General features: G+C 67.1%; 13 protein-coding genes and 2 pseudogenes. 5 read left to right on the top strand and 10 right to left on the bottom strand.

What is annotated here, in order from left to right:
* Positions 1-15: 15 nt before the first annotated feature.
* Positions 16-939 carry an SdiA-regulated domain-containing protein gene (locus tag QE444_RS05700; protein WP_309737522.1) on the top strand — a complete coding sequence of 308 codons (924 nt, stop codon included), beginning with the start codon at positions 16-18 and terminating at the stop codon, positions 937-939.
* Between the two features lie 979 nt (positions 940-1,918).
* Here QE444_RS05700 and QE444_RS05695 read toward each other — a convergent pair.
* Positions 1,919-2,443: a gamma carbonic anhydrase family protein gene (locus tag QE444_RS05695; protein WP_187981057.1), complete on the bottom strand. Its 525-nt coding sequence runs from the start codon at positions 2,441-2,443 to the stop codon at positions 1,919-1,921.
* 304 nt (positions 2,444-2,747) lie between these two features.
* Between QE444_RS05695 and QE444_RS05690 the strand changes: the two genes are divergently transcribed.
* The 4 genes from QE444_RS05690 to QE444_RS05675 all read left to right on the top strand — a co-directional run bounded on the left by QE444_RS05690 (position 2,748) and on the right by QE444_RS05675 (position 7,569).
* Entirely contained in the window at positions 2,748-4,199 is a 1,452-nt protein-coding gene (locus QE444_RS05690; RefSeq protein ID WP_133862251.1) for an anion permease, read from the top strand.
* Between the two features lie 250 nt (positions 4,200-4,449).
* On the top strand, positions 4,450-5,985 hold the full coding sequence (locus QE444_RS05685; protein WP_309737521.1) for an acetyl-CoA hydrolase/transferase family protein: 1,536 nt from the start codon (positions 4,450-4,452) through the stop codon (positions 5,983-5,985).
* Between the two features lie 242 nt (positions 5,986-6,227).
* Complete coding sequence (pbpG, locus tag QE444_RS05680) at positions 6,228-7,139, top strand: D-alanyl-D-alanine endopeptidase (protein WP_037006760.1); 912 nt, start codon at positions 6,228-6,230, stop codon at positions 7,137-7,139.
* Positions 7,140-7,326: 187 nt separating this feature from the next.
* The gene (locus QE444_RS05675) at positions 7,327-7,569 is read left to right on the top strand and encodes a hypothetical protein (protein ID WP_133862253.1); all 243 of its coding nucleotides are present in this window, start codon (positions 7,327-7,329) and stop codon (positions 7,567-7,569) included.
* 12 nt (positions 7,570-7,581) lie between these two features.
* On the opposite strand, the gene QE444_RS05670 is transcribed toward QE444_RS05675, so the two are convergent.
* From QE444_RS05670 to QE444_RS05640, 9 genes and pseudogenes are all read right to left on the bottom strand, one after another.
* The gene (locus QE444_RS05670) at positions 7,582-8,007 is read right to left on the bottom strand and encodes an NUDIX hydrolase (RefSeq protein WP_280311095.1); all 426 of its coding nucleotides are present in this window, start codon (positions 8,005-8,007) and stop codon (positions 7,582-7,584) included.
* Positions 8,007-9,017: an AI-2E family transporter gene (locus tag QE444_RS05665; RefSeq protein WP_133862255.1), complete on the bottom strand. Its 1,011-nt coding sequence runs from the start codon at positions 9,015-9,017 to the stop codon at positions 8,007-8,009. Before QE444_RS05665 ends, QE444_RS05670 begins: the two co-directional genes overlap by 1 nt.
* Positions 9,018-9,309: 292 nt before the next feature.
* A complete protein-coding gene (locus tag QE444_RS05660; protein ID WP_273807146.1) occupies positions 9,310-10,248 on the bottom strand; it encodes a diguanylate cyclase domain-containing protein in 939 nt (312 codons plus the stop codon).
* Positions 10,245-15,101 carry a PAS domain S-box protein gene (locus QE444_RS05655; RefSeq protein ID WP_309737519.1) on the bottom strand — a complete coding sequence of 1,619 codons (4,857 nt, stop codon included), beginning with the start codon at positions 15,099-15,101 and terminating at the stop codon, positions 10,245-10,247. Before QE444_RS05655 ends, QE444_RS05660 begins: the two co-directional genes overlap by 4 nt.
* A 344-nt stretch (positions 15,102-15,445) precedes the next feature.
* Positions 15,446-16,210 (bottom strand): methyl-accepting chemotaxis protein, encoded by a 765-nt coding sequence (locus tag QE444_RS23540; protein ID WP_374941207.1) that lies wholly within the window; start codon positions 16,208-16,210, stop codon positions 15,446-15,448.
* Positions 16,211-16,303: 93 nt separating this feature from the next.
* A pseudogene (locus QE444_RS23535) lies at positions 16,304-17,335 on the bottom strand (cache domain-containing protein); the annotation flags it as partial.
* Positions 17,336-17,455: 120 nt separating this feature from the next.
* Positions 17,456-18,220, bottom strand: a complete 765-nt coding sequence (locus tag QE444_RS23530) for a methyl-accepting chemotaxis protein (RefSeq protein WP_405046461.1) — start codon at positions 18,218-18,220, stop codon at positions 17,456-17,458.
* Positions 18,221-18,313: 93 nt separating this feature from the next.
* Positions 18,314-19,348: pseudogene (locus tag QE444_RS23525) on the bottom strand (cache domain-containing protein); the annotation flags it as partial.
* 183 nt (positions 19,349-19,531) lie between these two features.
* Positions 19,532-20,473 (bottom strand): AEC family transporter, encoded by a 942-nt coding sequence (locus QE444_RS05640; protein ID WP_405046460.1) that lies wholly within the window; start codon positions 20,471-20,473, stop codon positions 19,532-19,534.
* Positions 20,474-20,654: the final 181 nt, after the last annotated feature.

The following is a 20,654-nucleotide window of genomic DNA, read 5'->3' as shown; positions in this document are numbered from 1 at the left end:
CTCAGGACCCTGTCGATGTTTCCGCTGTTTTCCCCTCGCACCCTGGGCGCCTTGCTGAGCGGCGCCCTGCTGCTGGCCCTAACCCTGGTGGCCCAGCAGCACCGGCTATTCGAGCGGCTCCTGTTCAACGTCCAGAACCAGCTTCAGGCCGAGAGCCGCCAGGCCCGCTCGCTGTGGCTGCCGAGCTACCGGGTCACCGTCGAAGCCCGCCCCATTGGCGAGGGCATCACCGATGTCTCGGCACTGAGCTTCGATCCGGATCGCCGCACCCTGGTCAGTGTCACCAACAAGCCGGCGCGCTTTCTCGAACTGGACCTGGATGGCCGGCTGCTGCGCCAGGTGGAGCTCAGGGGCTTCAGCGATCCGGAAGCCATCGAGTACATCGAGCCAGGTGTCTACATGATCAGCGAAGAGCGCCGCCAGCGCCTGGTGCGGGTACGGATCGGCGCCGACACCCGGGTGGTGGACGTCGACGACCGCCAGGTCAGCCACCCCTTCAGCCTCAGCGATGTGCAAAGCGACAACCGCGGCAACGAAGGCCTGGCCTATGACGCGGCCCGCGAGCGCTTCTTCGTCGCCAAGGAAAGCGATCCGGTACGCATCTACGAGATCGACGGCCTGGGCAGCGAAGCCTTCGAAGGCCTGCAGGCGCTGTCGCTGCGCACGGATCCACAGCGTGATCGCCGCCTTTTCGTGCGCGATCTCTCCAGCCTGCAATTCGACCCCGGCACCGGCCACCTGCTGGCGCTCTCGGATCAGTCGCGCCTGGTGCTGGAACTGGACGACGACGGCAAGCCGATCAGCTCGCTGTCGCTGCTGCGCGGCCAGCACGGCCTGAGCCGCAGCGTGCCCCAGGCGGAAGGCGTCGCCATGGACGACCAGGGCCGGCTGTACGTGGTCAGCGAGCCCAATCTGTTCTATCGGTTCGAGAAGCCGTGAGGTAGATGCTCATCGCGGCCATGCCGGTGCGCCGTAGCGACCGCTCCTACATACCGGGAAACACCTGTAGGAGCGGCCCATGGCCGCGATCAGTTCCTAGCCTTCCCTCCCCCACAGGAAGAGGGAGTGGTTCCGCGCTAGCGGATAGCCTGGCGACAATGAATCGCGAATTCGCCTTTGGCGCTGCACACGAACGTTCGCTCGGACAGCCCCCTCTCCCTCCGGGAGAGGGTTGGGGTAAGGGCACGCCTGGCAACAAATCTTCAGGTGGAAAAGGCTGCGCCGTTTTCCACGCTACGCAGCCGGTATTAGGTTGAGCGCGGCGAAGCCCAATAGACCGGCGCGGCTTTTCCCTCACCCCAGCCCTCTCCCAAGGGGAGAGGGGGTGGCTCTGCGCTAACGGATAGCCTGGCGACAATGAATCGCGAATCTGCCTTTGGCGCTGCACACGAACGTTCGCTCGGACAGCCCCCTCTCCCTCCGGGAGAGGGTTGGGGTGAGGGCGCGCCTGGCAACAACTCTTTAGGTGGAAAAGGCTGCGCCGTTTTCCACGCTACGGCTTCGGCCGGGGCGCTTTGCCTGCCTTGTAGGTTGGGTTGAACGCAGCGAAGCCCAACGGACCGTCGCGGCTTTTCCCTCACCCCAGCCCTCTCCCAAGGGGAGAGGGGGTGGCTCTGCGCTAACGGATAGCCGGGCGACAACGGATCGCGGCCCATCTGGACCGTTAGACCCAAACGCTTGCTCGGACAGCCCCCTCTCCTTCCGGGAGAGGGTTGGGGTGAGGGCACGTCTGGCAACAACTCTTCAGGTGGAAAAGGCTGCGCCGTTTTCCACGCTACGGCTTCGGCCAGGGCGCTACCTGCCTTGTAGGTTGGGCTGAGCGTAGCGAAGCCCAACGGACCGAAGCGGCTTTCCCCTCATCCCAGCCCTTGCTCGGAGGCAGAAGGTCATCCAGCGCGGGGCGCGGCTCCCGATCGCCCTACTCCCCCTGCTCGAACAACTCTTCCAGATAGCGCCGCGCATTGGCCACATAGACCTGGGCGTTGGCCGCCAGCTGCGCCTGCTGAGCCTCGCTCAGGGTGCGCACCACCTTGGCCGGCGAACCGAGCACGAGAGAGCCGTCGGGAATCACCGCGTTCTCGGTGACCAGGGCATTGGCGCCCACCAGGCAGTTGCGCCCGATGCGGGCGCCGTTGAGCACCACGGCGTGGATGCCGATCAGGCTGCCGTCGCCGATCTCGCAGCCATGCAGCATGGCCTGGTGGCCGACGGTGACGCCACGCCCCAGGGTCAGCGGCGAGCCGGGATCAGTGTGCAGCACGGCGCCGTCCTGCACATTGCTGTCCGGGCCGATATGGATCAGCTCGTTGTCGCCACGCAACACCGCGCCGAACCAGACGCTGGCGCCCTCTTCCAGGCGTACCTTGCCGATCACCGCAGCGGTAGGCGCGACCCAGCTGTGCGGATGGGCGTCGACACGGTGTTCTCCCAGGCGGTACTTCATGGCGGTCATCCTCGTGTTGTCAGGGTTGGCGGAAAGTCCGATTGTTCGCCGAGGTGAACGACGGGCGCAATCGGCAACGACCGGCGTCTTCGCGTTGTTGCAAGTCATTCTCGATAGCGAAAGAATGCCCTCAGGGAACCTAAGACCGCAGGACTGCGACGAATGACCACGGCCAGAGCGCTGGGAAAGCAGCCCGGCCTTTGCAAAGCTGGCTGCCGCTGACCGCGCAGCCCTCTGGCACAGTACCGTCAGCCATCCCGGCCCAGGCCGGTTTCCCGAGACCACCGGAATCTGCGAGCACCCGATGCGTACCACCTGGAAATTCCTGCTGCCCCTCGCCGTCACCGGACTGCTGGCGCTGCTGCCGGCACCGGAGGGCCTGCCCGCTCATGCCTGGCTGTACTTCGCCCTCTTCGCCGGCGTGGTGGTGGGACTGATCCTCGAACCCCTGCCCGGCGCAGTGGTCGGCCTGATCGGGGTGGCCGTGGCGGCGCTGCTGGCGCCCTGGGTGCTGTTCAGTCCGGCGCAGCTGGCAACACCGGGCTTTCGCGCCCCCCAGGAGGCGCTGAAATGGGGTCTGGCGGGCTTTTCCAACAACACCGTCTGGCTGATCTTCAGCGCCTTCATGTTCGCCCTGGGCTACGAGAAGACCGGGCTCGGGCGACGCATCGCCCTGCTGCTGGTCAAGGCCATGGGCCGGCGCACCCTGACCCTGGGCTACGCGGTGATGCTGGCCGATCTGGCCCTCGCACCCTTCACCCCGTCCAACACCGCGCGCAGCGGCGGCACCGTCTACCCGGTGATCCGCAACCTGCCGCTGCTCTACGATTCCAAGCCCAACGACCCCAGCGCCCGGCGCATCGGTTCCTACCTGATGTGGGTGGCGATCTCCTCCACCTGCGTCACCAGCACCCTGTTCCTCACTGCCCTCGCCCCCAATCTGCTGGCCGCCGCGCTGATCGAGAAGACCGCCCAGGTGCACATCAGCTGGGGCCAGTGGTTCATCGCCGCCGCGCCCATGGGCATCCTGCTGCTGGCCCTGCTGCCGCTGCTGGCCTACTGGCTGTATCCGCCGGAGATCAAGCGCAACGACCAGGTGCCGCTGTGGGCGGCCAAGGAACTGGCCGCACTCGGCCCGCTGACCCGCGATGAAAAGCTGCTACTGGCCCTGGTGATCGGTGCCCTGGCGCTGTGGATCTTTGGTGCCGCCTGGGCCGATCCGGCGCTGGTGGGCATCCTGGTGATCGTGCTGATGCTGCTGCTGAAGGTCATCACCTGGAACGATGCCCTGGGCAACAAGGCCGCCTGGAACACCTTCGCCTGGTTCGCCACCCTGGTAGCCCTGGCCGACGGCCTGACCCGGGTCGGCTTCGTCGCCTGGTTCGGCCAGTGGGTCGCCGGCCACCTGGGCGGCTTCCATGCCGGTACCGCCATGGTGGTGCTGGTGGCGGTCTTCTATCTCGCCCACTACCTGTTCGCCAGCTCCACCGCCCACACCACGGCGCTGCTGCCGGTGATGCTGGCCGCCGGCATGGGCATCCCCGGCATCGACCTGCCGGTATTCGCCCTGCTGCTGGGCACCTCGCTGGGGCTGATGGGCATCATCACGCCCTACGGCACCGGGCCGAGCCCGGTGTACTACGGCAGCGGCTACCTGCCCAGCGCCGACTACTGGCGACTGGGGACCATTTTCGGCGCGCTGTTCCTGCTGGTGCTGCTGGGGATCGGGGTGCCGTGGATCATGATGGTGGTGTGAGGCCGAGGCCCGGGCGGAGTACCATAGGCTGGGCTTCGCTACGCTCAGCACCAACCTACGAATGCCGATGTTTGGGATGACCAGGCACCGTTGGGCTTCGCTGCGCTCAACCCAACCTACCGAACCCAACCTACGCCCCACTCCCAAAGATTTCCCCGCCCACCCGACCTTTTGCTTAGGGACCTAAGCATCCCTTCGGCGTAGAATCCACATTCTTAGTGTGCTTTCGATAACACCCGCAGAGGTCGTCATGTCCCACCGTATTCGCCATCCCGGTTTCGCCGCCAAGCGCCAGAGCGCCGAGCAGGCCGCGCAGTTCATTCGTCACGGCATGACCGTGGGCATGAGCGGCTTCACCGGGGCCGGTTACCCCAAGGCCGTGCCGGGCGCCCTGGCCCAGCGTATCACCGCCAGCCACGGCGCCGGCGAGCCCTTTCGCATCAAGGTGCTGACCGGCGCGTCCACCGCACCGGAGCTGGACGGCGCCCTGGCGCGGGTCGATGGCATCGAGTTGCGGGTGCCCTTCCAGTCCGATCCGGAGTTGCGCAGTCGCATCAACGCCGGTGGCCTGGAGTACATGGACATCCACCTGGGCCAGCTGGCGGAAAAGGTGCGCTATGGCTTCTTCGGCAAGATCGACGTGGCGGTGGTGGAGATCGCCGCCATTCGCGAAGACGGTCTGCTGGTGCCCTCCTCTTCGGTGGGCAACAACAAGACCTGGCTGGACATGGCCGATGCGGTGATCCTCGAGGTCAATCGCTGGCAGCCCGACGCCCTGGACGGCATGCACGACATCTACACCGACGGCGCCCTGCCGCCCCACCGCACGCCCATCCCCCTGGCGCACCCCGGCGACCGCATCGGCTCGCCCTATCTGGAAGTGCCACTGGACAAGGTGGTGGCCGTGGTGGAGACCGATGCCCCCGACCGCAACAGTCCGTTCAAGGCCCCGGACGCCGCCTCCCAGGCCATCGCCGCGCACCTGCTGGACTTTCTGCGCTTCGAGGTACGCCAGGGACGTATCCCGGCCAATCTGCTGCCCATCCAGTCGGGGGTCGGCAACATCGCCAACGCCTTCATGCAGGGTCTGGCCGAGAGCGAGTTCGCGGGGCTGACCGCCTTCACCGAGGTGATCCAGGACGGCATGCTGGAGCTGCTCATCAGCGGCAAGATGGAGCTGGCCTCGGCCACCTCCTTTTCCCTGAGTCCGGCGGGCATCGAGCGCTTCGTCGAGCACGCCGAGTCGCTGCGCCAGCGCATCATCCTGCGCCAGCAGGGCGTGAGCAATCATCCGGAACTGGTGCGGCGGCTAGGCTGCATCGCCCTGAACGGCATGCTCGAAGCCGACCTCTATGGCAACGTCAACTCCACCCACCAGATGGGCACCGGGATGATGAACGGCATCGGCGGCTCCGGCGACTTTGCCCGCAACGCCTATCTGTCGGTGTTCATGGCGCCGAGCATGGCCAAGAATGGGCTGATCTCGACCCTGGTGCCCATGGTCAGTCACGTCGATCACACCGAGCACGATGTCTCGGTGATCGTTACCGACCAGGGCCTGGCCGACCTGCGCATGCTCAGCCCCAAGCAGCGCGCCCGGGCCATCCTGGAGCACTGCGTGCACCCGAGCTTTCGTCCGGCGCTGGAAGATTATTTCGAACGCGCCCTGGCCGGCAGCCACGGCAAGCACACCCCGCACCTGCTGCCCGAGGCTCTGGCCTGGCACGAACGCTACCTGGTCACCGGCAGCATGCTCGGCCCCACCGCCCAGGAAGCCCACGACTGAAAGGCAAGGCGTCCGAGGCCTCTCGGGCGCCCTTTCGCTCCGCCATCCCCGCCGTCCGTCGCCCATATGCAACTTATTGTGACTTTTTGCCAGCGCGCTGTGTAAAAAGCTGCCTTGTCGGATTCCCAGCCGACATTCCGGGTGATAAAAGACGTGAAATCTCTGAGCAATGTCCTTGATCTGCAAGGGGCATTGCCGTTCGCGGTTGTTCTAACCCCGCCCCCCTTTTGAGAGCTGCCACCGTGAAGATCTGTCATCAACTTGCTGGCCTGTTGCTGGCTGGCTTGGTCGGGCTGAGTCCGGCCGTCCTGGCCCAGACCCCACCGAAGGTCAAGGCCGCGGCTGCCGCCACCGCCCAGCGCCTGGCTTCGAACCACGCCCTGGTCGTCGACCTCAAGACCAACCAGGTACTCTTTTCCCAGAATCCCGACCAGGTCGCCCCCATCGCTTCGGTGACCAAGCTGATGACCGCCATGGTGGTGCTCGATGCCCGGCTGCCGCTGGAACAGACCATCGACATCGACATCAGCGAGAATCCGGCCATGCGTGGCATCTTCTCGCGGGTGCGCCTGGGTAGCCAGCTGACCCGGCGCGACATGCTGCAACTGGCGCTGATGTCCTCGGAAAACCGCGCCGCCACCAGCCTCGCTCATCACTATCCGGGTGGCCAGCGGGCCTTCGTCGCCGCCATGAATGCCAAGGCCCGCGCCCTGGGCATGAGAAACACCCGCTACGCCGAACCCACCGGCCTGTCGCCGCTGAACGTCTCCACCGCGCGTGACCTGGTCACCCTGCTCAAGGCCACCGAGCACTATCCGCTGCTCGGCCAGCTCAGCACCACCCCGGAAAAGACCCAGGCCTTCCACAACCCCAACTATGTGCTGGGCTTTCGCAACACCAACCACCTGGTCTACAACGCCGACTGGAGCGTGCAGCTGACCAAGACCGGCTACACCGACAAGGCCGGTCACTGCCTGGTGATGCGTACCGTGATGGCCGGTCGTCCGGTGGCCTTCGTGGTGATGGACGCCTTCGGCAAGTTCACCCACATGGCCGACGCCACCCGCGTGCGCCGCTGGCTGGAAACCGGCGCGCTGAGCCCCCTGCCGGGCGCGCCCAAGGCCGGTCGCAGCACGGTGCTGGCGCGGCAGTAAGTCCTGTCTGGCACGCCAGGAAGCCGCGTCTCGACGCGGCTTCCTGCTGTCCAGCACCTGGCGCTCGAAGAGCAGCGGACGCCTGCCGCCCCCGGCGAATGGGCCTCCTGGACTCCTTTGACCGCCGAGACGGGCACCCCGGGCGTAAGGCGCGGTCTAGGGCTGTATCCCCTACCTGGAACGCCCTATGAGCAAAGACGCGATCGCCCACGAGTACTACGAAACCATCACCGGCCGCTGCTGGCTGGATGACGTGCGCGAATGGCGCCGCCTGCAGGCCGAGGCCCAGGCCGCCGCCGACCGCTACCTGGCCTGCCCGGAGGACCTGGGCACGCCCGAGCGCGAACGCCTGGAGCAGCGCTGGCGCGCCATCAATGAGGAGGCCGGTGCCTTCTGGCAACGCATGTGGGCGAATCTGGATCGTCAGTGAGGGGCCGCGGCTTCAGGCGAGAAGCGCCAGCAGGCCTTCGGGTACCAGCCGACAGCTGTCGTCGAAGGAATCGAGCGAGCGCCAGGTAGCCATGAAGGCCTCACCATCGCTCTCCTGACCAGGCAGCTCGGTCTGCGCATAGAGCTGCCGATCAACGAATTCGGCGGCGTAGACCAGCACCACCTCGTGGCCCGGCCGCCCGGCGTAGCTGAACAGCGATTCCAGGGTGCCCAGCAGCCTCACCTCGGCCAGTTCGACGCCCAGTTCCTCGCGCATCTCGCGCCGCACGGCCGCCAGACTGGTTTCGCCGAATTCCACGCCACCACCCAGGGGCCGACAGAAGCTTCGGCCATCCTGCGGATCCTGCGTCTCGCGCACCAGGATGCGCTTGCCCTGACGCAGGATGCAGAGTGCCAGGACGCGAATCTGACCGCTCATCAAACCAGCCCTTCCGCCCTCAACTCGCTCTTGAGATAGGCGTAGTACACCGGCGCCGCCACCAGCCCGGGCAGGCCGAAGGCCGCCTCGAACACCAGCATGGCCACCAGCAACTCCCAGGAACGGGCGCTGATCTGGCCGCCGACGATACGGGCGTTGAGGAAGTACTCCAGCTTGTGGATGGCGATCAGGTAGCCCAGCGCCGCCACCGCGACCCAGATCGACAGCGACAGGCCGGCGATGAAGATCAGGGTGTTGGACATCAGGTTGCCGATCACCGGCAGCAGGCCAAGGATGAAGGTGAGGATCACCAGGGTCTTGGCCAGCGGCAGATGGACATCGAACAGCGGCAACACGCCGAGCAGGAAGATGCCGGTCAGGGTGGTGTTGAGCAGCGAGATCTTGATCTGGGCGAAGACGATGTTGCGAAAGGCCTGGGCCACCAGGCCGAGACGCACCAGCAAAGCGCCGGACAGCGGGCGCAGGCGCTCGGGATCGGGGGTGGGCTGCAGGGCAACGATGGCACCGAGGATCATGCCGATCAGCACGATGACGAAGGTCCGTGCCGCGTCGCGACCGAACAGCTGCAGTTGCGCCACATGGGCGCGCACCCATTCCACCAGCTCCTGCTTCATGCTGTCGGCGTTGGCCGGCAGGTAGGCATCCAGCGAAGGCGGCAACTGGGCACGGGCGCGCTCGGTGAGCACCATGAACTTGTCCAGCAGGCGTCCGGGGTTCTGGACTTCCTGGATGATGAAGCTGGTGAACCAGACGAAGAACAGCGTCAGCAGGCTCACCACCAGGGCGCCGAGCAGGGCCACGGCGAGCCAGCGCGCGCCGCCGCCGGGCATTTGCCGCTGCAGGCGCCCGGCCAGGGTGTTGACCAGTTCGTACACCAGCAGGCCGGCCAGCAGGCTGGGCAGGAGCTTGAGCGGGAGAACCAGATAGAGCGCGGTGAAGACGATGATCCAGCTGGCCAAGATGGCCTGGCGTTGCGTGAAGGCGTACATAGATTACCGGCGGCAGAATCCCTGCCCGCAGTCTGACAGTCTGCCGCCTCGCCGCCCAGCCTAGTGTGGTGTTTCAAAAGTTATCTAGGCAATTTTGCCGGCGCCTTTTATCCCTGGACGTCGTTGCCCCTGCTCGCCATAGCCCTGCCATGACTCGTCCCGGCGCCTAGCCCATGAACAAAAAGCACTCGCCAATTCCTGCGCGAACTTCTGAAACACCATACTAGACAGCGAATAAAGGCCGGACCTCTGTTACCCGGCGTTACCCGAACGGGCCTTACGAAGGATGGCCTCAGCCAGCCAGTTCCGCGGCACAGACCCGGGCGCGGCCCTGGTGCTTGGCCGCATAGAGCTGGGCATCGGCGGCGGTGATCAGGGCGGCCGGATCGACGGCGGTGGGCGGTAGCGCGGTGGCCACGCCCAGACTCAGGGTGACGTAGCCGGTCACCGAGGAATAGCCGTGGGTCAGGCGCTGGTCGTGCACCTGCTGCAGCAGCCGCTCGGCGACCTGGGTGGCGCCTTCCAGGTCGGTCCCGGGCAGCAGGCAGCCGAATTCCTCGCCACCGTAGCGCGCCAGCAGGTCATAGGGACGGAACAGGCCCTGCCCCAGCGCCTGGGCGACCTGGCGCAGGCACTGGTCGCCGGCCAGGTGGCCATAGTGGTCGTTGTAGGCCTTGAAGTGATCGATATCCATGAGGATCAGCGAAAACGGCGTGCCTTCGCGCTGACTCTGGCGCCAGCCACGCAGCAGTGCTTCGTCGAACTGGCGGCGATTGGCGACGCCGGTGAGGCCATCGACCAGGGCGATGCTGCGCAGGGCGTCGCGCTGCGCCTTGAGGGTCAGCTGGGTGCGCACCCGGGCGCGGACGATGACCGGATTGATCGGCTTGCTGATGAAGTCCACCGCGCCGAGTTCCAGGCCGGTCACCTCTTCGTCGGGGCCTTCCTGGCCGGTGACGAAGATCACCGGGATGGCGGCCGTGGCGGGCTCGGCCTGCAATCGCCGCAGGACCTCGTGGCCGTCGAGCTGGGGCATCATCACGTCGAGCAGGATCAGATCCGGCTGCTGGGCCAGGGCCAGTTGCAAGGCCTGGGCGCCGCTGGTGGCCATCAGCGTCTCGCAATCCTGGCGAAAGAGTTCGTGGAGGATGCGGATGTTCAGCGGTTGGTCGTCGACGATCAGCAGCTTGGGCTTGCTGCGTCCGGCGGCCTGCGCGGTCGGCGGAGTCATAGGGCTTCCTTCAGATCAGGCAGGGTGATGAGCGCCGCGGTGAAGTCGAGGGTCTCGACCTGGGCGCGCAAGAGGTCGTAGCGCACCTGAGCTTCGGCGCGACAGTGCACGGGCAGCTCGGCGATCAGTTCCAGGGCGTCGAGATTGCCCTGGCTGAGCAGCTGTTCGAGTTCGTCCAGGCGGGCGCGCCAGTCGACCTGGGGGTCGGTGTGGGTTGCGCTTGCGGTTGCGGCAATGGCGGGCGGTGGCAGGAGCTCGGCCAGGGCGCTGCGCAATTCGACCAGGGCTTCGTCGAGCAGCTGTCGCAGGGTCGTCAGTTCCATCGCCACCTCCGGGGGGACACCCGCTCCGGCCTTGCCGGCGCGTTCGCCCTCGGCGGCGCGCGCGGCCAGGCGCTGCGCACCCATGGTGCCGGCGCTGCCCTTGAGGGAGTGTAGTACGGCCACCGCTGCCTCGCTGTCGGCGGCGTGCCAGGCTCGGGCGAGTCCTTCCAGCAGGCTGACGGAGTCCTCGGCAAAGCGCTCCAGCAGCGAGCCGAACAGCCGGGCATCGCCACCGAAGCGGCGCAGGACGAGGCTCAGGGGTTCCACCTGGCGATCCTCGCCGACCGGCGCGGCAACGGGCGCGACGCTGACCTCCTGGCCGGTCAGGCGCTGCAGGCGGGCGACCAGCAATTCCAGGTCAATGGGCTTGCCGATATGGTCGTCCATGCCGGCGGCCAGGCAGGCGTCGCGGTCGGTATGGGAGGCATTGGCGGTCATCGCCAGGATCGGCAGGGTACGGAAACGCCCGTCGGCGCGGATGCGGCGGGTGGCTTCCAGGCCATCGATGTCGGGCATCTGCATGTCCATGATGACCACGTCCAGCGGCGCGCCGGAGAGCACCCGCTCGACGCCTTCCAGTCCACCCTCGGCCAGTTCCACCTGGGCGCCCTGGGCCAGCAGCAGCTCGGCGGCCACCTGGCGGTTGAGGGCATTGTCTTCCACCACCAGCAGGCGCAGGCCGGCCAGCCGGTGGCTCTCGTCGACCACCGCGGCGGCGTGCACCCCGGCCGGGATCTCGGCGCCCAGGGCCCGCTCCACCACCTCGACGATCTGCGCCGGGGTCACCGGCTTGGTCAGGTAGTCGTCGAAGGGCGCATCGGCGCTCTGCTGGGTTTCGGACAGGAAGTCGCGGCCGAAGCCGGTGAGCATGATGACCTTGGGTCGGTTGTCGGCCTGCCGCTCGCGCAGCTGTCGGGCCGCCAGCAGGCCATCGCCGTCAGGCATGCGCCAATCCATGAGCACTGCCTCATAGGGCTGCGCCTGCTGCTGGGCCTGGACGACCCGCGCGAGGGCGGCGGCGCCGCTGGTGACCAGGTCCACCTGCCAGCCGAGGGCGGCCAGGGTTTCCACCAGCACCTCGCCGACCAGGGTGTTGTCGTCGGCCAGCAGCACCCGCCGGCATACCGGCGCCAGTTGGGTCTCGCCCTGGCTGTCCACCGCCAGAGCGGCATCGAACCAGAAGCGGCTGCCCACCCCCAGCTCGCTTTCCACCTGCAACTGGCCATCCATCAGCTCCACCAGGCGCTTGCAGATGGCCAGGCCCAGCCCGGTCCCGCCAAAGCGCCGGCTGATCGAGGCCTCGGCCTGGGTGAAGCCCTGGAACAGCTGTTCCTGCTGGGCCGGGCTGATGCCGATGCCGGTGTCCTGCACCGAGAATTCCAGGCGCAGTTGGCCGCCGTCCCGCGACAGCTGGCGCACGCTGACCAGCACCTGCCCCGCCTCGGTGAACTTGAGGGCGTTACCGGCCAGGTTGATGAGGATCTGCTGCAGGCGCAGGCTGTCGCCGATCAGGGCGGTGGGCAGCCCGGCATCCAGGTGGTAGTTGATCTCGACGTTCTTCTCGCCACTGTTGCCGGAGAGCACCACGCCCAGGTTGCGCAGCACCTGCTCCAGGCTGAAGGGATGGACATCCAGCTGCAGCTTGCCGGCTTCGATCTTGGAATAGTCCAGCACGTCGTTGAGCAGCCCCAGCAGCGAACGCGCCGCCTGCTGGGCCTTGGTCAGGTAGTCGCCCTGGCGCGCATCGAGCGTGGTGCGCTGCAGCAGTTGCAGCATGCCCAGCACGGCGTTCATCGGGGTGCGGATCTCGTGGCTCATGTTGGCCAGGAAGGACGACTTGGCCTGGCTGGCCAGGTCGGCGCGGGTACGCTCCTCGCGCAACCGGTGTTCCAGCTCCAGCTGTTCGGTGATGTCGCGGTTGATGCCCACCACCCGCAGCACCCGGCCGCGCGGATCGCGCTCGGTGCGGGCGCCAGCGATGATGTGCCGCAGCGAGCCATCCCGACGGCGGATGCGGAACACCGGATCGAACACCGCGCGTCCGGCCATGGCGGCGCCCAGGCGCTCTTCGGCGCTGCCCAGGTCGTCGGGGTGCACGCGGTCGCGCCAGTCGTTGTAGGTGATGCCGCGAGTGCGCTGCTCCTCGTTCCATTCGTAGAGATCGAACATCCGCTCGTTGCACTGCACCTGGCCGGTGTCGGGCTGCCAGCACCAGATGCCGAGCTGGGCGACGTCGGCGGCCATGGTCAGCTGATCGCGGGTCTGCACGAGCGCCTGGCGCTGGCGACTCTGTTCGGTGATGTCGGCGATGATGGCCACCGCCAGGCGCTCGCCATCGGTCCACATCACCCCCAGGCTCAGGGTGATCGGGAAGACACTGCCGTCCGCCCGGCGCCCCTCCATTTCCTGGCCCTGTTGAGCGGAATTGTCGTCGGGCACCGCCTGCGAGCAGCTGAACAGCGCCTCGTAGCCGGCCAGATAGCCGGGAATCAGCCGGCGGACGGGTTGACCGATCACCTCGGCCGCGCGATAGCCGAAGATGCGTTCGCCGGCCGGGTTGAAGGAGCGCACCAGGCCATTGCTGTCCACGGTGACGATGGGGCTGACCGCGGTGTCCAGGATCGCCCGGGTCAGGGCGAGGCTGGCAGCCAGCTCCTGCTCGGCGGCCTTGCGCTCGGTGACATCGGAGGCGATGCCCAGATAGCCGCTGACCTGGCCAGAGACATCGCGCATGGTGGTCACCACCAGGCTGACGTCGCGGTGTTCGCCGTCGCGCCGGACGAAGGTCCACTCGCGGGCGTCGGCACCGGCGCGTTCGGAGCGCTCCACGAGCACCCGGAAGCCGGCGACCGGCAGCCCGTATTCGGCTTCCAGGGCCGCGCCCTGAGTCGCCAACTCTTCCGGCAGATGGAAGTCGCTGGCCTGCCAGAGCCCCACCACCTCGGCGGCGCGGTAGCCCAGCAGGCGCTCGGCGCCTTCATTGAACAGGGTGATGCGACCTTCGTGGTCGGTGGCGATGATGCCCACCTCGGAGGCCGCGCGCAGCACGTCGCCGAGCAGGCGGTTGGTCTGGCTGAGTTCGACGGTGCGCTGGGCCACCTGCTCTTCCAGCCGGGCATTGAGCGCCAGGATCTCGGCCTGGGCGGCCTTCTGCAGCGAGATGTCGCGCACCGTCTTGGAGGCGCCGATGATCCGGCCGTCACGGCCGCGCATGGGCGAGACGCTGACCAGGACATCGATGAGGCGGCCGTCGCGGTGCTGACGACGGGTCTCGAAGTGCGGCACCGGCTCGCCGCGGCCGATGCGGGCGAGCACCGACCATTCCTCGTGCTCCAGCTCGGTGGGCACCACCAGGTCGAGCAGGCGCTGGCCCACGGCTTCGCTGGCGCTGTAGCCGAACAGCTCTTCCGCCGCGTGGTTCCAGCTCAGCACCACGCCCTGGAGGTCCTTGCTGATGATGCCGTCGGACGAGCTTTCCACCACCGCGGTGAGGTTGGCCTGGTCCTGCTGATACTGACGGCGCCGCTGGCGCGTGGTCATCACGGCGAAGGTGAGGCCGGCGGCCAGCAGGCTGAACAGCTTGCCGAACAGATGCACCAGCGGCACCGAGACGAGGTGCTGGGCGGCGACGAAGGTCGGGGTGGCGGTGAGCGCCAGTTGCCATTGGCGGCCATAGACCTCCTGCACCAGCCGCCGCTCGGTCGGCGCCTCGGCGCCCTGCTCCTCTTCCTCACCCTGGCGATAGAACAGGCTGGGGGCCTCGGGAACGGTCACGTCGCTCAGCCGGATGATCAGCCCCGGGATGTTCAGGCGCATGCTGCCGAACATCTCATCGATGCTCAGGGGCACATAGGACCAGCCGATGGTCGCCGCCTCGCGGGCCATCGGATCGGCCGGCGCCTGCCCGCCCTGGTAGATGGGCAGCAGCATCAGAAAGCCCGGTTCCGGGGGCTGGGAGGCCTGCAGCTGCAACGGACCGGTCAGGTGGATGTCGGCATGCCGCATGGCCAGCACGGCGGCCTCGCGGCGGGTGGGATCGGAGGCCGTATCCAGGCCGATGGCCTTCAAATTGCGCCAGGCGGGTTCGAGATACTGGACGACGTAGCGATCGCCGTCGTGCGGCGCGAAGGCGCGGATGCTGAAGTTGGGCCAGCCGTCGGCACGGGCCTCACGCAGAAAGCGGGCCTCGTCGGCCTGAGGCACACGGCGAATGAAGCCGACGCCACGGGCACCGCGAAACTCCTGGCCCAGGTCATGGACCCGCCCGTAATCGCCGAGCAGCTCGCGCGACAGGTTGCCGCCGGCGACCACCACCACATCACGCATGCCGATCAGGCTGTATTCGTAGATGCGCAGCCGATCCAGCACCTGATCGCGAACGTCATCGGCGACGTCGTCCAGGGCGCTGCGCAGCTGCTGTTCATTGCGCTCGGTCAGATGGCGCATGGTCAGGCTGGTCAGCAGAACGCCGAACAGAAAGACGCCGAGACTCCAGCGTACGCGAGAGGATTTGCACAGCCTGCTGAACATGAAGCCCCTGGTGGCAAAGGGTGCCACGCCGTAGGTTAGGCGGTGCCAGGAGCGGGAAGCGCGGACGGAGCAGGGCCTCCACCAGACCTGGCGGTAACAGCTAGCCCATCGGCGGGAAAAAAGGCTTTCTTGATACCGCGGATCGGTCGTCGGGCCGAGGCGCAGTGGGCGATCCGCGCAAAGCGGCAGGCCAGAGCAAGTTCACGCGCTAATCAGTTTTACTGTTTCTGACGAGTGGTCTAGGCCCAATCAGTGTCCGGGGGCGATTTGCTGACCTGTCGGACAGCAAAAAGGGAGCGCCGACCTGACGTCGGCGCTCCCTTTTCAAGGACCTGTCGCGCGGACTAGATGCGGAAGCCGCCCACCAGCCGCTGCAGGCGACCGGCCTCGGCTTCCAGGGCGGTACAGGCCGCCAGGGTGGCCTGGAGGTTGTCGACACCCTGCTGGTTCAGCAGGTTGATCTCGCTGATGTCCATGTTCAGGGTCTCCACCACCGAGGTCTGCTCCTCGGTCGCGGTGGCCACCGACTGGTTCTGGCCGTCGATCTCGCCGATGCGCTCGGTCACGCTGCCCAGCCGTTCGCCGGCGCTCTTGGCCACCTGCATGCTGTGGGCGCTCTGCCGCTGGCTTTCCTGCATCAGCGCCACGGCGTCGCGCGAGCCGGTCTGCAGTTCCTCGATCATCTGCTGGATCTGCTGCGCCGAACTCTGGGTGCGGCTGGCCAGGGAGCGCACCTCGTCGGCCACCACGGCGAAGCCGCGCCCGGCCTCACCGGCGCGGGCCGCCTCGATGGCGGCATTGAGCGCCAGCAGGTTGGTCTGCTCGGAGATGCCACGGATGACTTCGAGGATCTGGCCGATGTTGGCGGTCTTGCCGTTGAGTGCCTCGATATGCTCGCAACTGGTGCCGATCTTGGCCGACAGCGCCTGCATGGCGTGCAGGGCCTCGTCGAGCACCTCGCGACCCTCTTCACCCTGAGCGCGGGCGGTGCTGGCCTCGCCCGAGGCATGGGCGGCATTGCGGGCGATCTCCTGGGCGGCGGCGCCCAGTTCGTTGATGGCGGCGGCCACGCTGGTGGTGCGCTGGGCCTGCAGATCCGACTGCTGCATGGAGGATTGCGACGACTCCAGCACCCGGCGCGTGCCCTGATTCAGCTCGCCGGTACTCTGGGCCACGTCGCGGATCGAGGTGTGGATGCGCGCCACGAACTTGTTGAAGGCCTCGGCCAGGGCGCCGAATTCGTCGCGGGCCTGCACCGGCAGGCGGCGGGTCAGATCGCCCTCGCCTTCGGCGATGTCGGCCATGGCGCGGGTCAGGTCGTGCAGCGGCCGCAGCAGCACGCGGATCAGCAAGCCCAGCAACAGGATGATGGCGACCACCGCCACCAGGGTGGCGACGATGGCCAGGTTGCGCGCCTGGATGACCGGGGCATAGGCCTTGGCCTGGTCGATGGACAGGCCCAGGTACCACTTGACCGAGGGCAGGCCCGCGACCGGGGTGAAGCTCACCAGGCGCTCGCTGCCATTCTGGGTGACGGCATGCAGGCCCGGCTGCAGGGACGGCGTCTGCTCGGGGAAGACGTCCTTGAGGGTCTTGAGCACCTGCTCGGGATGGCTGCTGACCAGCACCTTGCCGTCGCCGTCGACCAGGAAGGCTTCGCCCAGGCCGCCGACGTTGAGCGAGGTGATGATCTCCACCAGCGCCGAGAGGTTGAGGTCGCCGGCCACCACACCGGCCAGTTGGCCGTCGCGCTGCAGCGGGGTGGCGATGGTCACGCCCAACTGGCCGGAAGAGGCGAAGATATAGGGCGGGGTCAGCACCGTGGCGCCGGCGGCGGTGGCGGCCGCGTACCAGGGTCGCTTGCGTGGATCGTAGCCGGCCGGCAGGGTGCGCAGCGGACGGGTGGTGTAGGTACCGTCCACCTCGCCCAGGTAGGTGGAATCGAAGGTACCGGTGTAGATCTTCTGATCCAGCAGACCGACCAGGCCGTCGGGCGAACGATCGCGTGCCAGGGTCTGGGCTTCGCCTTCGATGAGCTTGACCCGCGCATCCAGCCAGTAGGCGACGTTGCCGGCGGTGACCCGGCCGGTTTCCGCGAGGTTGGCACTCAGGCTCTGGTCGATGGCCTGGCGTTGCAGATAGGCATTGAAACCGGCGGAAGCGGCCAACGCGGTGGTGATCACCAGCGCCGCGACCAGCAGGATCTTGTGGCTGAATTTCAGGTGTCGCTTCATACAGGTCTGCGTCCGTGGCCAGGGTGGAGCCATGCCGGATTCAGGGCATGGCGGTCACTCGTTATCGGGCACGTACGTTACGACTTGAGCGGAGCGGCAACCTCTTTTCGGGGGCCCGCGCTAGATGCGGAAGCCACCCACCAGCCGCTGCAGGCGACCGGCCTCGGCTTCCAGGGCGGTACAGGCCGCCAGGGTGGCCTGGAGGTTGTCGACGCCCTGCTGGTTCAGCAGGTTGATCTCGCTGATGTCCATGTTCAGGGTCTCCACCACCGAGGTCTGTTCCTCGGTCGCGGTGGCCACCGACTGGTTCTGGCCGTCGATCTCGCCGATGCGCTCGGTCACGCTGCCCAGCCGTTCGCCGGCGCTCTTGGCCACCTGCATGCTGTGGGCGCTCTGCCGCTGGCTTTCCTGCATCAGCGCCACGGCGTCGCGCGAGCCGGTCTGCAGTTCCTCGATCATCTGCTGGATCTGCTGCGCCGAACTCTGGGTGCGGCTGGCCAGGGAGCGCACCTCGTCGGCCACCACGGCGAAGCCGCGCCCGGCCTCACCGGCGCGGGCCGCCTCGATGGCGGCATTGAGCGCCAGCAGGTTGGTCTGCTCGGAGATGCCACGGATGACTTCGAGGATCTGGCCGATGTTGGCGGTCTTGCCGTTGAGTGCCTCGATATGCTCGCAACTGGTGCCGATCTTGGCCGACAGCGCCTGCATGGCGTGCAGGGCCTCGTCGAGCACCTCGCGACCCTCTTCACCCTGAGCGCGGGCGGTGCTGGCCTCGCCCGAGGCATGGGCGGCATTGCGGGCGATCTCCTGGGCGGCGGCGCCCAGTTCGTTGATCGCCGCGGCGACGCTGGTGGTGCGCTGGGCCTGGATATCGGACTGCTGCATGGACGACTGCGAGGCTTCCAGCACCCGGCGCGTGCCCTGATTCAGCTCGCCGGTGCTCTGGGCCACGTCGCGGATCGAGGTGTGGATGCGCGCCACGAAGTGGTTGAAGGCTTCCGCCAGGGCGCCGAATTCGTCGCGTGACTGCACCGGCAGGCGGCGGGTCAGGTCGCCCTCGCCTTCGGCGATGTCGTCCATGGCGCGGGTCAGGTCGTGCAGCGGCCGCAGCAGCACGCGGATCAGCAAGCCCAGCAGCAGGATGATGGCGACCACCGCCACCAGGGTGGCGACGATGGCCAGGTTGCGTGCCTGGGTCACCGGGGCATAGGCCTTGGCCTGGTCGATGGACAGCGCCAGGTACCACTTGACCGAGGGCAGGCCCGCGACCGGGGTAAAGCTCACCAGGCGCTCGCTGCCGTTCTGCAGCACGTGATGGAAACCGGGGGCCAGGCTCGGCGTCTGCTCCGGGAAGACCTCCTTGAGCGATTTCAGCACCTGGTCGGCGTGGCTGCTGACCAGGATCTTGCCGTCACCGTCCACCAGGAAGGCTTCGCCCAGACCGCCGGCGTCCAGCGAGGTGATCATCTTCATCAGGCTGTCCATCACCAGGTCGCCAGCCACCACGCCGATCAGCTTGCCGTTCTGCAGGACCGGCGCGGCGATGGTGATGCACAGGAAGCTCTGCGGCGGCGCGGTGAGATAGGGCTCGGTGAGGATGGGGCCGCCGGCGCTGACCGCAGCCTTGTACCAGTCGCGCTGGCGGGCGTCGTAGCCGGCCTCCATGGGGGTATGGGGGCGGTCGGTGAAGGTACCGTCGACCTCACCCAGGTAGGTGGAGTCGAAGTTGCTGGTATAGAGCTTCTCTTCCAGCAGGCCCACCACGTTGGCCGGGCTGCTGTCGCGGCTGAGCGCCTGGGCCTGGCTGTCGATCAGCTTGACCCGCGCGTCCAGCCAGTAGGCGATGTTGCCGGCGGTAATGCGCCCGATCTCGCCCAGCGAAGCTTCGAGACTCTGGGTGATCGCCTGACGCTGCAGATAGGCATTGAAGCTGGCGAAGCCGGCCAGGGCGATGGTCACCACCAGGGCGGCCGCCAGCAGGATCTTGTGGCTGAATTGGAGCGAGCGTTTCATGGATACCACGCGTAGGGCTTGGGTAGTGAGCAGCCGCTCTCCTCGCAAGTAGATAGTGCGATAAGTATAGAGAGGGCAAGACGACCTGGGACGGGCGACGTCGCACTATTACGCTCAAATCTGACTTTTAGCTGGCGCCAACCGATAAACGTTCTCACAACGCCGATGTCTGGCCGGCGCGCCCTACAGCAGGCTGAATGCTTTCAGCAGGAGCAGGCCCAGGTTGGTGGTCAGCATCCCGCCGAGGGTACTGAGCACCACGATGGTCGCCGCCAGCTGGGCATTGCTGCCGGCGGCGCGGGCCATGACGAAGCTCGAGGCGGCCGTCGGGCACCCCAGGTAGAGAAAGAGGATGCCCAGTGCCGGTCCCTGGATGCCCAGCGCCAGGGCGCCCAGCACGCCCAGCAGCGGAATCCAGACGATCTTCCACAGGCTGGCGCCCAGCGCCAGGCCGCTGCTCTCGCGCAGCGAGGTCAGTGACAGGGTGGCGCCGATGCACATCAGCGCCAGCGGCAGGGTGAGACCCGCGAAGTAGCGCGCCGAGGTGTCCAGCCAGCGCGGCAGCTGCCACTGGAAATAGGCGAAGGGAATCGCCAGCAGGATGCCGATGATCAGCGGATTGCCGAGGATGCTGCGCAGGAGGGTGCGCCAGTTGGCTTCCAGGTGCGGACTGTAGATCGCCAGCACGATGGCCGAAAGCACGTTGTAGAAGAGGATGACCATGCCGGCCATGATCCCGCCCACCGACAATCCATAGTCGCCGTACTGGGTCGTCGCCAGGGCCAGGCCGACGATGCCGCAGTTGCCGCGGAAGGCGCCCTGCACATAGACCCCGCGATCGGCATGGGGACAGCGCCAGATCGCCCAGCCCCAGGCGGCCAGGAAACTCGCCACCGTGGCCAGGGCGAAATAGCCCAGCAGCAGCGGCTGCAGCGCCTCGCCGAGATCGGCCTTGAGGATGCCGAGAAACAGCAGGGTCGGCATGGTGGCGCGAAACACCAGCGCCGAGGCGGTGTTGATGAAGGGGGTGTCGATCCAGCCCAGTCGCCTGAGCACGCAGCCCAGCAGCACCAGGGCGAAGACCGGAGCGGTGACGTCGAAGGTCGCCTGGACCAGGGCAAGCACGTCGGACATGGCAGGAGGCATCGCGGAAACGGCTCGCGATGTTAGCAGGCACGGCGCGCCACGGGTCCCTTCCTTCCGTCATCGCGAAGTGACATCAGTCAATGCTTAGCTTACTATCTACCCGCCCGATTCAGACGACGCCCCCGATCCATCCCCCGCTTCGCCTCAGCGCGACCGCTCT

The organism is Pseudomonas sp. SORGH_AS_0199 (assembly GCF_031453735.1).
Lineage (GTDB): Bacteria > Pseudomonadota > Gammaproteobacteria > Pseudomonadales > Pseudomonadaceae > Chryseomonas > Chryseomonas aestiva.
The sequence above is the reverse complement of the archived record's forward strand: the minus strand, read 5'-3'. Positions and strand labels throughout refer to the sequence as shown.